At 67.0% G+C, this 15284-nt stretch carries 9 protein-coding genes; 3 read left to right on the forward strand and 6 right to left on the reverse strand.

Translation table 11 applies throughout. The features are described 5' to 3' along the window. Positions 1-59 precede the first annotated feature (59 nt). Both M3C25_RS00005 and rpoB read right to left on the reverse strand, forming a co-directional pair. Positions 60-3932, reverse strand: a complete 3873-nt coding sequence (locus tag M3C25_RS00005; protein ID WP_102161464.1) for a DNA-directed RNA polymerase subunit beta' — start codon at positions 3930-3932, stop codon at positions 60-62. Positions 3933-4039: 107 nt separating this feature from the next. Then, positions 4040-7516 (reverse strand): DNA-directed RNA polymerase subunit beta, encoded by a 3477-nt coding sequence (gene rpoB, locus M3C25_RS00010; protein ID WP_259854424.1) that lies wholly within the window; start codon positions 7514-7516, stop codon positions 4040-4042. A 313-nt stretch (positions 7517-7829) separates the two neighbouring features. Between rpoB and M3C25_RS00015 the strand changes: the two genes are divergently transcribed. Further along, positions 7830-8630, forward strand: coding sequence for an MBL fold metallo-hydrolase (locus M3C25_RS00015; protein WP_102161460.1), 801 nt, complete (start codon positions 7830-7832; stop codon positions 8628-8630). A gap of 45 nt (positions 8631-8675) precedes the next feature. Here the strand turns inward: M3C25_RS00015 and M3C25_RS00020 are convergent, their stop codons facing one another. Together M3C25_RS00020 and M3C25_RS00025 are read right to left on the reverse strand one after the other, a co-directional pair. Next, positions 8676-9242, reverse strand: a complete 567-nt coding sequence (locus tag M3C25_RS00020) for a hypothetical protein (RefSeq protein ID WP_102161458.1) — start codon at positions 9240-9242, stop codon at positions 8676-8678. Between the two features lie 246 nt (positions 9243-9488). Further along, positions 9489-9635 (reverse strand): hypothetical protein, encoded by a 147-nt coding sequence (locus tag M3C25_RS00025; protein WP_180964714.1) that lies wholly within the window; start codon positions 9633-9635, stop codon positions 9489-9491. A 167-nt stretch (positions 9636-9802) separates the two neighbouring features. Here M3C25_RS00025 and M3C25_RS13085 point away from each other — a divergent pair, with 167 nt between their 5' ends. Further along, the gene (locus M3C25_RS13085) at positions 9803-13033 is read left to right on the forward strand and encodes a hypothetical protein (RefSeq protein ID WP_311200458.1); all 3231 of its coding nucleotides are present in this window, start codon (positions 9803-9805) and stop codon (positions 13031-13033) included. Then, on the forward strand, positions 13026-13367 hold the full coding sequence (locus M3C25_RS00035) for an MGMT family protein (protein ID WP_259834635.1): 342 nt from the start codon (positions 13026-13028) through the stop codon (positions 13365-13367). Before M3C25_RS13085 ends, M3C25_RS00035 begins: the two co-directional genes overlap by 8 nt. Positions 13368-13471: 104 nt before the next feature. On the opposite strand, the gene rplL is transcribed toward M3C25_RS00035, so the two are convergent. Next, entirely contained in the window at positions 13472-13864 is a 393-nt protein-coding gene (gene rplL / locus M3C25_RS00040; protein WP_102161449.1) for a 50S ribosomal protein L7/L12, read from the reverse strand. A gap of 71 nt (positions 13865-13935) precedes the next feature. Continuing rightward, positions 13936-14472, reverse strand: coding sequence for a 50S ribosomal protein L10 (gene rplJ, locus M3C25_RS00045; protein WP_102161448.1), 537 nt, complete (start codon positions 14470-14472; stop codon positions 13936-13938). Positions 14473-15284 lie beyond the last annotated feature (812 nt).

A 15284-nucleotide genomic window follows, 5' to 3' on the forward strand; every position in this document is an offset into this window, starting at 1 on the left:
GGCCGGCCCCCCCGCCCCGTGCGGTTCAGGCCTGCAGCCGAGGGCTGCCGGTCAGATCATCAGCTGAAGGCGCCGAAGTCGTAGTCCTCCAGCGGGATGGCCGCCCCTTCTCCTGCCAGCGACGGGTAGAAGTCGTTGTAGGAGTTGGAGAACATTTCCTGGCGGGCCTCTTCGGTCGGCTCGACGATCATGTCGCGGTACTTATGCATACCGGTGCCAGCCGGGATGAGCTTACCGAGGATGACGTTCTCCTTCAGGCCGAGCAGCGGGTCGGTCTTGCCCTCCATCGCTGCTTCGGTGAGGACGCGGGTGGTCTCCTGGAAGGAGGCCGCCGACAGCCACGACTCAGTCGCCAGCGAGGCCTTCGTAATACCCATGAGCTCGTCACGGGCCGAAGCCGGCTTGCCGCCTTCGGCGACGACACGGCGGTTCTCCTCCTGGTAGCGGCCGCGATCGACCAGCTCACCGGGCAGCAGGTTGGTGTCGCCGGATTCGATGACGGTGACCCGCCGGAGCATCTGACGGACGATGACCTCGATGTGCTTGTCGTGGATGCCCACACCCTGGGAGCGGTAGACCTTCTGCACCTCGTCGACGAGGAAGCGCTCGGCTTCCCGGCGACCGCGGATGCGCAGGACCTGCTTCGGGTCGATGGCGCCCTCGACGAGCTTCGATCCGGCCTCGACGCGCTGTCCGTCCTCGACGAGCAGCTGCGCACGGCGGCCGACCGGGTGCTCAATTTCCTCCGAGCCGTCGTCCGGTGTGACGATGACGTAGCGGGTCTTGCGGCTGTCGTCGATCTTCACCTTGCCGGTTGCCTCGGCGATCGGAGCGAAGCCCTTCGGAGTACGGGCCTCGAAGAGCTCGGTGACACGCGGCAGACCCTGCGTGATGTCGCCTCCGCCGCCGGCGGCGACACCGCCGGTGTGGAAGGTGCGCATCGTCAGCTGGGTGCCCGGCTCACCGATCGACTGGGCTGCGACGGTGCCGATCGCCTCGCCGATGTCGACGAGCTTGCCGGTGGCCATCGAGCGGCCGTAGTGCATCGCCGAGATCTGCACGTCCGAATCGGCGGTGAGCACCGAATGGACCTTGATCTCCTCGATGCCGGCGGCGACGAGGGTGTCGACGACGTCGGGGCCGACGTCCGTCTTGGCCGGGACGATGACGTTGCCGTCAGCGTCGGTGATGTCCGAGACGGTCAGGCGGCCGTAGACGCTGGTCTCAGCGAACTCGTGCGGCTCCAGTTCGCCGTTGACGCCGCGCTGCGCGACCGGCAGCGTGATGCCCTTGGGCGAATCGGTCGACTCCGAGCGGATGATGACATCCTGCGACACGTCGACGAGACGACGGGTCAGGTAGCCGGAGTCTGCCGTACGCAGAGCGGTGTCGGCCAGGCCCTTACGGGCGCCGTGGCTGGCGATGAAGTACTCGAGGACGGACAGGCCCTCGCGGTAGTTCGACTTGATCGGACGCGGGATGATCTCACCCTTCGGGTTCGTCACCAGGCCGCGCATACCGGCCAGCTGACGGACCTGGGTCCAGTTGCCCGATGCGCCGGAGTTGACGAGGCGGACGACGGAGTTCTCCTCAGGGAAGTTCTTCTGCATCGCCTCGGCAACCTGGTCGGAGGTGTCCGACCAGATCTTGACGAGCTCGCTGCGGCGCTCATCGTCGGTGAGCGCACCGAAGTCGTACTGCTCCTGCACGCGGGACGCCTGCTCCTCGGCCTCGTCGAGCATGCCGGCTTTCGACTCCGGGGAGACGATGTCGGACATCGCGACGGTCAGGCCCGAGTGGGTGGCCCAGTAGAAGCCCTCGGACTTGAACTGGTCGAGCGTGTGGGCGACCTCGACCTTCGGGTACAGGTCGGCCAGGCGGTTGACGATCTTCGACAGCGCCTTCTTGTCCACCGTCGAATTGACGTACTGGTAGTCCGCCGGCAGCGTCTCGTTGAACAGGGCGCGGCCGAGCGTCGTCTCGACGATCGCCGGCTGACCCGGCTCCCAGCCCTCGGGCATCTCCATCGTGCGCGAGGGCACGATGTCGTCGATGCGCAGCTTGATCTTCGCACCGAGGTTGAGCTCATCGCGGTCGAAGGCCATGATCGCCTCGGCGATGGAGGCGAACTCGCGTCCCTCGCCCTCCGAGCCGGAGCGCTCGCTGGTGAGGTGGTACAGGCCGATGATCATGTCCTGCGACGGCATCGTGACGGGCTTGCCGTCCGAGGGCTTGAGGATGTTATTCGCCGAGAGCATGAGGATGCGGGCCTCAGCCTGGGCCTCAGCGCTCAGCGGCAGGTGCACAGCCATCTGGTCACCGTCGAAGTCGGCGTTGAACGCCGAGCAGACGAGCGGGTGGATCTGGATGGCCTTGCCCTCGACGAGCAGCGGCTCGAAGGCCTGAATGCCGAGGCGGTGCAGGGTCGGTGCGCGGTTGAGCAGCACCGGGTGCTCGGAGATGACCTCTTCGAGGACGTCCCACACCTGGGCGTGCTGGCGCTCGACCATGCGCTTGGCGGACTTGATGTTCTGCGCGTGGTTGAGGTCGACGAGCCGCTTCATGACGAAGGGCTTGAACAGCTCGAGCGCCATGGTCTTGGGCAGACCGCACTCGTGCAGGTTCAGGGTCGGGCCGACGACGATGACCGAACGGCCGGAGTAGTCGACGCGCTTGCCGAGCAGGTTCTGGCGGAACCGGCCCTGCTTGCCCTTGAGCATGTCCGACAGCGACTTGAGCGGGCGGTTGCCCGGTCCGGTGACCGGACGGCCGCGGCGACCGTTGTCGAACAGCGAGTCGACGGCCTCCTGCAGCATCCGCTTCTCGTTGTTCACGATGATCTCAGGCGCACCCAGGTCGAGGAGGCGCTTGAGGCGGTTGTTGCGGTTGATGACGCGACGGTACAGGTCGTTGAGGTCCGAGGTGGCGAAGCGGCCACCGTCGAGCTGGACCATCGGGCGCAGCTCCGGCGGGATGACCGGGATCGCGTCGAGCACCATGCCCTCAGGGCTGTTGTCGGTCGACAGGAAGGCGTTGACGACCTTGAGGCGCTTGAGCGCACGGGTCTTGCGCTGTCCCTTGCCGGTCTTGATCAGCTCGCGCAGCTTATCGGACTCGCCTTCGAGGTCAAAGTCCTGCAGGCGCTTCTGGATCGCCTCAGCGCCCATCGCACCGGTGAAGTAGATGCCGAACCGGGCGACCATGTCGCGGTAGAGGCTCTCGTCGCCTTCGAGGTCGGAGACCTTGAGGCCCTTGAAGCGCTCCCACACCTGCTCGATCCGGTCGATCTCGCGATCGGCGTTCTTGCGGAGGTTGTTCATCTCCTTCTCGGCCTGGGTGCGCAGCTTGTTCTTCGCAGCTGCAGTGGCACCCTCGGACTCGAGTTCGGCGAGGTCCTCTTCGAGCTTCTTCGACCGGCGGTCGAGGTCGGCGTCACGGCGGTCGCCGATACGCTTCTTCTCGACGTCGATCTGGTTCTGCAGGGTCGGCAGATCCCGGTGGCGGGACTCCTCGTCAACGGAGGTGATCATGTAGGCGGCGAAGTAGATGACCTTCTCCAGGTCCTTCGGCGCCAGGTCGAGCAGGTAGCCCAGGCGGGAGGGCACGCCCTTGAAGTACCAGATGTGGGTCACCGGGGCGGCGAGCTCGATGTGGCCCATGCGCTCACGGCGGACCTTGGCGCGGGTGACCTCGACACCGCAGCGCTCACAGATGATGCCCTTGAAGCGCACGCGCTTGTACTTGCCGCAGTAGCACTCCCAGTCGCGAGTCGGTCCGAAGATCTTCTCGCAGAACAGGCCGTCCTTCTCCGGCTTGAGGGTGCGGTAGTTGATCGTCTCGGGCTTCTTGACCTCACCGTGAGACCAGCGGCGGATGTCATCAGCGGTGGCCAGGCCGATGCGCAGCTCATCAAAGAAATTGACGTCAGGCACGTAAATCCTCTTTCTCTTGACAGCTGACGGACAGCTGTCGGAATTCTCGAATACTCAGGCTTGTGCCTGCCGGCCCGCGTGCGGGCCGGCAGGGGCGATCAGACTTCTTAGACGGTCTGTGCTTCGTGACGCGACAGGTTGATGCCGAGCTCTTCGGCTGCACGGAACACCTCATCATCGGAGTCGCGCATCTCGACGTGCATGCCGTCCGAGGACAGCACCTCGACGTCGAGGCACAGCGACTGCATCTCCTTGATGAGCACCTTGAACGATTCCGGGATTCCCGGATTCGGCAGGTTGTCGCCCTTGACGATCGCCTCGTAGACCTTGACGCGGCCCGGGATGTCGTCGGACTTGATCGTCAGCAGCTCCTGCAGGGTGTAGGCGGCACCGTATGCCTCCAGTGCCCACACCTCCATCTCACCGAAGCGCTGACCGCCGAACTGCGCCTTACCGCCCAGCGGCTGCTGGGTGATCATCGAGTACGGTCCGGTCGAACGCGCGTGGATCTTGTCGTCGACCAGGTGGTGCAGCTTGAGCAGGTACATGTAGCCGACCGAGATCGGGTACGGGAACGGCTCGCCGGAACGGCCGTCGAACAGGCGCGCCTTGCCCGAGGTATCGACGAGGCGGTCGCCGTCGCGGTTCGGGTGGGTGGCCTCGAGCAGTCCGCGCAGCTCCTCTTCGTGCGCACCGTCGAACACCGGGGTGGCGACGTTGGTGCCGGCCTCCACCTCGGCGGCGAAGCCGTGATCGAGGAGTTCGGTGGCCCACTCGGGGTTGCCTTCGATCTTCCAGCCCTGCTTGGCGATCCAGCCGAGGTGAACCTCGAACACCTGTCCGATGTTCATACGACGCGGCACGCCGTGCGGGTTGAGGATGACGTCGACGGGGGTGCCGTCTTCGAGGAACGGCATGTCCTCGACCGGCAGGATCGTCGAGATGACGCCCTTGTTGCCGTGGCGGCCGGCCATCTTGTCACCGATGGTGATCTTGCGGCGCTGGGCGACGTAGACGCGCACCAGCTGGTTGACGCCGGGCGAGAGCTCGTCGTCTTCGTCACGGTCGAAGACCTTGACGCCGATGACGGTGCCGGATTCGCCGTGCGGGACCTTGAGCGAGGTGTCGCGGACTTCGCGGGACTTCTCACCGAAGATCGCGCGCAGCAGGCGCTCCTCCGGGGTCAGCTCGGTCTCACCCTTCGGGGTGACCTTGCCGACGAGGATGTCGCCGTCGGTGACCTCGGCGCCGATGCGGATGATGCCGCGGTCGTCGAGATCGGCCAGCGCGTCCGGGGAGATGTTCGGGATGTCCCGGGTGATCTCCTCGGCACCGAGCTTGGTGTCACGGGCGTCGACTTCGTGCTCTTCGATGTGGATCGAGGAGAGCACGTCGTCCTGCACCATGCGCTGGGACAGGATGATGGCGTCCTCGTAGTTGTAGCCCTCCCACGACATGAATGCCACGAGCAGGTTCTTGCCCAGGGCCATCTCGCCGTCCTGGGTCGAGGGTCCGTCGGCGAGCACGGCACCGGCCTCCACGCGGTCTCCCTCGTTGACGAGGATGCGCTGGTTGTAGGAGGTGCCGTGGTTGGAGCGGCGGAACTTCTCGGCCTTGTACGTCATGGTCGTGCCGTCGTCGTTCATGACGGTCACGTAGTCGGCGCACACGTCGGTGACGACACCGGACTGCTCGGCGAGGATGACGTCGCCGGCGTCGACGGCGGAGCGGTACTCCATGCCGGTGCCGACCAGCGGCGACTCGCTGCGCACGAGCGGCACAGCCTGACGCTGCATGTTCGCACCCATGAGGGCGCGGTTGGCGTCGTCGTGCTCGAGGAACGGGATGAGCGCGGTGGCCACCGAGACCATCTGGCGTGCCGAGACGTCCATGTAGTCGACCTCGTCGACCGGCAGCAGCTCGGCCTCACCGGAGCCGCCGGCCGGACGGCAGAGGACGAACTCCTCAGCGAACTCGTTGTCCTCGGTCAGCGGGGCGTTGGCCTGCGCGATGTCGAACTCGAGCTCGTCATCGGCGGTGAGGTACTCGACCTTGTCGGTGACGACACCGTTCTCGACCTTGCGGTACGGGGTCTCGATGAAGCCGAACGGGTTGATCCGGCCGTAGGAGGCCAGCGAACCGATGAGGCCGATGTTCGGGCCTTCCGGCGTCTCGATCGGGCACATGCGGCCGTAGTGCGACGGGTGGACGTCGCGGACTTCCATGCCGGCGCGGTCGCGCGACAGACCGCCGGGTCCCAGTGCCGACAGGCGGCGCTTGTGGGTCAGGCCGGCCAGCGGGTTGTTCTGGTCCATGAACTGCGAGAGCTGGGAGGTTCCGAAGAACTCCTTGATCGCAGCGACGACCGGGCGGATGTTGATGAGCGACTGCGGAGTGATCGCCTCGACGTCCTGAGTCGTCATGCGCTCACGCACGACGCGCTCCATGCGCGACAGGCCGGTGCGCACCTGGCTTTCGATGAGCTCGCCGACCGCACGGATGCGGCGGTTGCCGAAGTGGTCGATGTCATCGAGGGCGACCCGGATGTCGGCGTCTGCGCCGTCGCGGCGGCCGGTCATGGTGTCCTTGCCGGCGTGCAGCGAGACGATGTAGCGGATCGTCTGGGCGATGTCGTCGACGGTGAGCACCGAATCCGACAGCGGCGCATCGATGCCGAGCTTGCGGTTGATCTTGTAGCGGCCGACCTTGGCGAGGTCGTAGCGCTTGGCGTTGAAGTAGAGGTTCTTCAGCAGGTTCTCTGCCGCCTCGATCGTCGCAGGCTCAGCCGGGCGCAGCTTCTTGTAGATGTCGAGCAGCGCGTCTTCGCGGGTCTCGACGGTGTCCTTGGCAAGCGTCTCGCGGATCGACTCGAAATCGCCGAACTCCTCGAGGATCTTCGAGCTGGTCCAGCCGAGGGCCTTGAGCAGCACGGTGACCGACTGCTTGCGCTTGCGGTCCAGGCGCACACCCACCTGATCGCGCTTGTCGATCTCGAACTCAAGCCAGGCACCGCGCGACGGGATGATCTTGGCGGTGTAGATGTCCTTGTCCGAGGTCTTGTCGGCAGCGGCCTCGAAGTAGGCGCCGGGCGAGCGGACGAGCTGGGAGACGACGACGCGCTCGGTGCCGTTGATGACGAAGGTGCCCTCGTCGGTCATGAGCGGGAAGTCGCCCATGAACACGGTCTGGCTCTTGATCTCGCCGGTGTTGTTGTTCATGAACTCGGCGGTGACGAACAGCGGCGCCGAGTAGGTCATGTCGCGTTCCTTGCACTCATCGATGGAGTACTTCGGAGGCTCGAAGCGGTGTTCGCGGAACGACAGGCTCATCGCGCCGGAGAAGTCCTCGATCGGGGAGATCTCCTCGAAGATGTCCTCCAGGCCCGAGGTGGTGGCAACGGAGTCATCGCCGGTCTCGATGGCCTCGGCGACGCGGTCCTGCCACTTCTCGTTGCCGATCAGCCAGTCGAAGCTGTCGGTCTGCAGGCCGAGGAGATTCGGCAGCGGCAGCGGCTCGTTGATCTTCGCGAAAGAAACGCGCGTGGGTGGGTTAGCGGTCCTGGTGTGTTCGTTGGCGGCGGCCAATGGGATCCTTCCGAGTGGTTCACCTGGTCAGTTCGCTTCGCCTGCCTGAGCCGGAGAGGAGACGCGCCGCCGCACACACCGGACACAGCTCGCAGTGGCTGGTAGAGTCCCGGGTGATTGAGGGTTGGCTGGTTCCGCTTCCGTCAGGCGCTGTGCGTGAGCCCACCGCTATATGAAGGCACCACAAAGACAAAGCAACGCAAAGAACTAGCATAGTCGCAGCGCCCACATGTGGCAAGCCGGTGTAGTAGAGTGCTGAGTTTTCGCCTCTGCCGCCCCATCTGCCCTGGTGAGCCGGTGATAGTCTGCGGGCATGTCTGAGCCCTCCCTTCCGGCCCCGGCGATCTTCGTCCACACCTCCGAGCCGGCCGCGCTCAACTCCTATCTCATCATCGGCACCGAGCGCGCTGTCATCATCGACACCGGTGCAGGCCCCGCCCAGGCCGCCGGCATCCTCGACGCCTTCACCGCCGTGCTCGCCCAACACAGTGATGCCGGCCGGGGAACCGAGCTGCCGATCGTCGCCGTCAACACCCACGACCACTGGGATCACTTCTTCGGCAACGCCCATTTCGCAGCCTGCGGTGTCGAGGAGTTCTTCGGCTCACCGGCCTTCGCCCGCGATCAGTCCGGGTCTGCCTGGCTGCAGTTCCACGCCGTGCCCTTGGAGGCCGAACCGCATCTGCCGGCTGACCCGAGTGAGCTCGCTGTTGAGGTCACCGCGCTGGCCGATGGCGCGGTGCTCGACATCGGCAGCTGGCAGCTGCACGCCTACGAAATGCCTGGGCACACGGACACCGATCTCGTCCTCGCCTGCGCCGATGTCGTCTTCACCGGCGATCTCGTCGAGGAGGGTGCCCCACCCCAGGCCGGCGATGACGCCACCCCGAGCCGCTGGGCCGCTGGGCTGCGGGAGCTTGCGGCACTTCCCGGCGCCGAGGTGTTCGCACCCGGTCACGGCCAGCCGGTCGACGCCGGGTTCGTCCGCCGTCAGGCCGAGGACATCGCAGTTCTCGCTGCCGATCCCGACCATGAGCTCACCGCGCTGAGCGCCGAGCCGTTCGCCTTCGCTGAGAGCCCCGGCCTGCCTGCAGGTGTGCGCCGCCTGCGCTGAGCAGCTGCACCGCGAAGCTGCTGCATGTGCCCAGCCGCAGAGCGCTTACGGCCGTGGCGGCCCGCTGACCTCGCGGCTCATCGTCGTGCGCGGCTGGGTCTCTCCCGGCTCGACGTTGGGGTTGAGCTGCGCAGGATCGAACTCGTCGATGAGCGGCTGGGTGACGGCGATGTACAGGTCGTAGTAGGTGTCGTCGCTGCCGCAGTTGTTGGCGGTCAGCGTCTTCATCTGCTTGTCCCCGCGCCACAGTTCGACCTCGATCTCACGCGCGCCTTCGCAGCCCTGCTCGGGGATGAAGTTCGTCCGCTCCTGGGCGGCCTCAGCGGCGGTGGCGACCTCGGACCACACCTCGGCGGGCAGGTCGACGCGCTCATAGCCGAAGAACTCCTCGTGGGCGTGCACACGCAGGGCGGCCTTCTCCGGGACGGCCTCGATGACCCAGCTGCGGTTGGCCGCACCGGTGCGCGGATCGGTGAAGCGGGCGATGATCCCGGCATCGTGCGTGCCGACCTCGACCGGGCCGAGCAGCGTGCACCCCGACAGCCCGCTCACCAGCGCAAGCGCCAGCGCACCGGCGGCCAGGCGCCTGCGGTTTCGGAGCAGTCGGATCATGATCCGATCCTAGGATGCTTCCGCGCCCGAGGCGGGAGGCATGTCAGCATGTCGCACTCCCGGCTGTGGATAACCGGTTCTGGCCGCTGACATTCGTTAGGGTGAGGCACAGCACCCCCGTCGAAAGCGAGTCTGCCGTGAACGCTTCAGCTGCAGCAGGACTGAATCTCATCAGCCTCATCCTCACACTGCTGCTGGTGGCCTATGCGACGGTGGCGTGGTTCGCGGCCTGGACGACTGCCCGCGTCAAAGACCGACCGCGGCCGACCCCGGCAACAGCACTCCACCGCCCGGCACCCGGGCAGCCACCGGCTGGCAGGCAGCCGGTACCCGGCAGACCAGGACCACCACCGCCGCCAGCGCCTCCACGACCAGTTCCACCGCGATCAGCACCGCCGCGATCAGATCCGCCGCGACCGGGGCATCCGGGACCTGGACATCCGGGCCCGCACCAGGGTGTGCACCCTCACCAGCGTCCGCCGCAGGCGGGCAACCGGTTCCCTCCTCCCCCGCCGCCACCGGGCATGCGGGCCCCTGCCGGGCCTGCCATGCGCCCGGGCATGCCGCATCCGGGTCCGCCGCCCGGTCCGCCCGGCGCACCCCGGCTGCCCTACCCGCCGCATGCCGGCGGCCGGCACCCGGGTCAGCCAGCCACCGCCTCGGGCCCGGTGAGACCACCGATCGACCGGACCAGCCTGTACCTCAACATCCTGCTCGGGGTCGCCGCGCTGCTCATGATCACTGCGGCGATCATCTTCATCACCGTCGCCTCCTCGACTCTCGTCAAAGCGGTGAGCCTGTGGGTCGTCGCCGTCGTCTTCTACGCCACCGGGCTCATCGTCTACTCGTTCGTCGCCAAACTGCGGCCGGTCGGCTTCGCGCTCACGGCGATCGGCCTGGCGATCATCCCGATCGCCGGTTTCGGCCTCGGCGGCTGGCAGCTGACCTCCGGCACGCTGGCCTGGTTCATCTCCTCGGCCGCCGGTGTGCTCGCCTACCTGGGGGCTGCGGTTGTGCTGCGCTCCCAGCTCGTCACCTGGCTCAGCGTGGCGTTTACGTTCTCGCTGACGATGTCGGCGATCGCCCTGACCCCGGCACCGGTCGTGTGGTACTTCGTCGTCCTCATCCTCACGACCGCTCCCCTGGCGCTGCTGGCGGTGCTGCTGCGCGGCCGGCTGGCTGAGAAGTACATCCGCCCGCAGATCATCCTCGGCGATGTGCTCGCACCCCTGGCTGTCGTCGGCGCCGTCTTCATCGACCCGTCGCCGACCCGCCTGGAGTGGGGCATCCTGTTCGCGGCCCTTGGTGTGCACTTCCTCGTCGGCGCGCTGCTGCGCCGCTCGCCGCTGCGCGGGGTCGGGGCGCGGTTCAGCTTCGCGCTGGCCATCCTGCTCATCATCAGCGGGCTGGTCCACAACGAGATGATCGGCGTGCACTCGAGTTGGAACCGCCCGCTGACGACGGTCGCGGCCTTCCTCATCGGTGCGGCTTTCTTCACCGAGGCCGCCCTGCGCCGCCCGGCCCGCCGAGGCGACCCTGCCCCGCTGCCGGGTGCGTCCGAGCGGCCGGAGGCCATGGCCGCTCCTGCCACAGGGGCGACGGCTGCGCACATCGCGCTCATGCTCGCCGGCGGATTCCTCTACGCCACCGGTATCGTGCTCGCCGAGGTGCCCTACACCGATCCGGGCAGCACCATCGCCACGATCCTCATCAGCGTCACCGGGCTGCTGGCGGCAGGGGCCGCCGTGTTCGCGGCCCTGCGCGCCGATGCGCTGCTGCCGCTTGGCGCCGGGATCGCAGTCGCGGCCCGGGTCGGGGCGTTCATCGTCTACCAGGTCATGGACCTCGGCCCGCAGGATGCGCCGCTGGGTGACCAGCTGCCGGATGGGGTGGCGACGAGCGCCGGGTTCATCTGGTACGCGCTGCTGCTCATCGGGCTCGCCTGGTTCAGCTCGATCATCACCTCTCGCCGAGCCCGTCACCTCACAGTGCTGCGCACCGGCATGCCTCTGCTCATGCCTGCTGCCGCTCTCCTGCTGCTGATCCCGGCACCGATGGCAGCTGCCGACATCGACTCGCCGCTCAGCGCACTCATCGTCATCGCGTCAGTGGCGGCGCTGGGCCTGTGCGCTTGGTGGGCGCGCAATGCGCTGCTCGTCACCGGCGCTGTGCCGGTGGCGCTGGCGTTCGGTTTCGTGCTCGGTGACATCTGGAAGGCACTCGGCCTGGGATCGAGTGTCGCCACCGCGGTCGTCGCCGGCGGGTACCTCATCATCCTGGCGACAGCCCTTGGCGGGCTGGCCCTTGCCGAGGTCGGCCTGCGCCGGCGCGGACGCACCTGGCGGGCCCGCTACGCCGTCATCACCGCAGGCATCCTCGCGGGATTCTTCGGCCTCGGGCTGCTGTTCAGGATCTTCACCATGGGCACTGAGGACAGCCAGGCCGCCTACACCGCCGGGCCGATCCTCCTGCTCATCACCGTCGGGCTGCTCGCCGCCGGTCACTGGGCCAGCCGCAGACTGGCATCTGCTGGTGCCGGGCTGAGGCTGCGCTTCGCTGAGCTGCGGCTGCTGCCGCTGAGCATCTCAGCAGTGGCGGCGTTCCTCGCCACCCTCCTCATCATCACGGTCCATTCGGTCGAGCACGTGCGCGTGGCAGCAGCCGTCGTGCTTCTACTGCTGGCGGCCATCGCCTTCGCCCACGCGTTCGCCGCACGGGTCCCCGAGGTCATACTGCTCGGGTTCCTCGCTCTCTACCACGGTGTCCGCGTCCTCGCCGGTCTCGGCATCACTGATGCGGCGCTGGCGCACCTGCTGGCGGCATGGCTGGTCTGGATGCTGGCCTATGCGCTGTACTGGTTCATCTCGGTCGCCTATGACCGCAAGCCGAGCGCCCAGCACCTCTTCGCCGGCTTCTCCCGCTGGTCGCTGTCCCCGCTGGTCGTGGCATTCATTGCAATGCTCACCGCCTTCATCAGCGCGCTGTTCGTCGACGCCGAGGTGCCTGCACTCAATTCGCTCACGATGCTCATCGCCGGCATCACCCTCATGATGCCGGCCTTCATGCTCGTGCTGCTGGCCCAGCGGTTCCCGCACCAGCTCACGCGCCGCATCACCGCTGAGGTCGCCACCTACATCGGCGCGCTCGGCGGGATGATCGCACTGGCCGGAATCTGGCAGCTGCGCCTCGTCGTGCCCCTGCATGTGCTGCTGGCCGCAGCGATCGGCTGGGCGATCTTCTACGCTCGCAGCCAGCCGGCGCACAGCGGGCGCGGTGCCCAGTTCCTCCGCGTCGACCTGCGCACTGTCATCCCGATGGCGCTCATCACGCTCACCGGCACTATCGCGGCATTCACTGCCGATCATGCCGGCTACTCCCTGCTGTTCCTCATCGACCATGCCGCCCTCCTCATCGCCGGCGCCGTGCTGCTGCAGGCGTGGGCGCTGTGGTGGGGTCTGGCCGGGGTCAGCGCCGGCATCGTGTGGTTCCTGCGCGATCTCATGTGGCTGGCCCTTGTCATCATCGCCGTGTTCATCATCGGCGTCGTGGTCTGGCAGCTGCTGCGCAAGCCGAAGATCCCACAATCGCCGGCCGGCCCGGCCCACGGCTATGGACCGCCGCAGGCCCCGCCGCGGCAGGGTCCACCTCCGCCGGCACCTCCCCAGCCACCTGGCCAAGAGCCCGGCGGGCCCGACCAGTCACCGCCTCGGGAACGGAACTGGCAGCCGCCCACTCCGCCTCCGCCTGCCCCTCCGTCAGGGACGTGGCAGGGACCGCGCCACGATGGATGACCTGCTCGTCGAACGGGTGCTGCGCGCTGCCGAATGCGTACCGGCCGGACAGGTGGTCAGCTACGGCATGATCGCCGAGCTCGTCGGCGCCTCCCCACGGCTCGTCGGCCGGATCATGGCCACCTGGGGCGCGAACGTGGCCTGGTGGCGGGTGACGAACGCCAGCGGCCGGCTGCCGGAGGCGATCACGATCCGCGCCCTAGAGCAGTGGGCGGCTGAGGGCACTCCCCTGGCAGCCGACCGGCACGGAGTCTCGATGCCGCGCGCTCGGGCGGATGCGGCCGAGCTGGCGGCTGCCTGGCAGGCCGCATGCGCTGATCTGCCCGCACGATGAACTGCAGCAGTGAATAGCAACAGCCCCGCTGCCAGCTGGCAACGGGGCTGTTGACGTGATCCCGGGCTAGGCTGCGCGTGTGCGCTACCTGGCCGGGTGGAAGATCACTTGAGCGAGACGGTGGCGCCTGCGCCCTCGAGGGCTTCCTTGGCCTTCTCGGCGGTCTCCTTGTCGGCGCCTTCGAGGACGGCCTTCGGAGCGTTGTCGACGAGGTCCTTGGCTTCCTTCAGTCCGAGCGAGGTGATGCCGCGGACCTCCTTGATGACCGGAACCTTCTTGTCGCCGGCCGACTCGAGGATGACGTCGAACTCGGTCTTCTCTTCAGCAGCGGCATCGCCACCGCCGGCACCGCCGGCAGCAGGAGCGGCAACGGCAGCAACCGGAGCGGCTGCCTCGACCTCGAAGGTCTCCTCGAACTTCTTGACGAAGTCCGACAGTTCGATGAGGGAGAGCTCCTTGAACGCTTCGATGAGCTCTTCGGGGGTGAGCTTAGCCATGGTGGCTATGTCCTTCCGTACGTGGCTGACTATTCAGCCGTGAATGGATTGTCTGTGGGTCTGAGTGAAACTCAGGCGTCCTCGGCAGCCGCTTCGCCGCCCTGCTTTTCGCGCAGAGCGTCGACGGTGCGTGCGGCGTTGACCAGCGGAGCGGTGAACATGTAGGCAGCGTTGTACATGCTTGCCTTCATGGCACCGGCGGCCTTGGCCAGCAGCACCTCACGGGATTCGAGGTCGGCGAGCTTCGTGATGTCCTCAGCGGTCATGGCGTTACCTTCGAAGTAACCACCCTTGATGACCAGCTGCGGATTCGCCTTGGCAAAGTCACGCAGGACCTTGGCGGCTTCGGAGGGTTCACCGGTGACGAAGGCGATAGCCGAGGGGCCAGTGAGCTGTCCCTCGAGCGCTTCGATGCCGGCTTCCTTAGCCGCGATAGCGGTCAGCGTATTCTTTACCACGGCGTAGGAGGCGTTCTCACCGAGACCACGGCGCAGCTCCTTGAGCTGCGCCACGGTGAGACCGCGGTACTCGGTCAGCACTGCAGCAGGAGCGTTCTCAAAGAGTTCCTTGAGTTCGGCTACTGCGGCTGCCTTGTCAGGCCTCGCCATGGTATTCCTTTCGTACATGTCGGTGCGTCAGACGCGAAAAAAGCGTCCCGCGCAGGTGGCACGGAACGCTTGCACATCCGGATCCTCACAGCTGCATCGCAGCCGGATCACCGGGACAGTCATCCACTGAACACCTGCGCTGGCCACTCTTGCGAGTCTTCGTTCACAGCGGCACACAGCTGCACGCGGAGGTGAGATGTGAGTCCCTGTGAAGACCGACGGTCTTGGGCAGCTATCAGCATAGAGCACAGCGGGCCGAGATTCCAAATCGGGGCCAGCGCTGTTCCCGTGCCCCGGCAGCAGGCTGGCGATGTGCGCCCCTGCCCTGGAATCGCAAGCGGAGTTCCCACGGCCCCGATTGTCTATGTCATCGCCATGGCCGTTCTCGCACTGCTCGCACTCCTCGTCGCCGGTGGTGTGGCCGCGGTCGCCATCGCAGTCCGCCGCACGAGGGGCAACAGACACCTCGCCGTTTGACTCCCCGTGCGTCGGGTCGAAAGCGCACAGCTTCCGCGGCCCTGCTCGCGCCGACGCCGGTGCCCCGCTTCGGCGCTGCCGGGCCCAGTCCTGAGCCTGGAATGCAGATCGTTCGACGGCGTCGAGGTCGCGGGCGGCGATCGAGAGCAGGACGAGCGCCCCGGCAAGATCGACGATCCGGCCGGCAAGCGCACAAGCGCCGATCCCGTGCCCGGCCCACCGGGCATGAGCGGCGTCGAGATCCTGCTGGTCGAGCCCTTCGGGCCGGGCGGCGATGCGCAGACCGTCCCCGACAGATCCCCGCGCAGCTTCTCGGCCTGCAGCGACCGGGCATG

The organism is Brevibacterium luteolum (assembly GCF_025147615.1).
Lineage (GTDB): Bacteria > Actinomycetota > Actinomycetes > Actinomycetales > Brevibacteriaceae > Brevibacterium > Brevibacterium luteolum.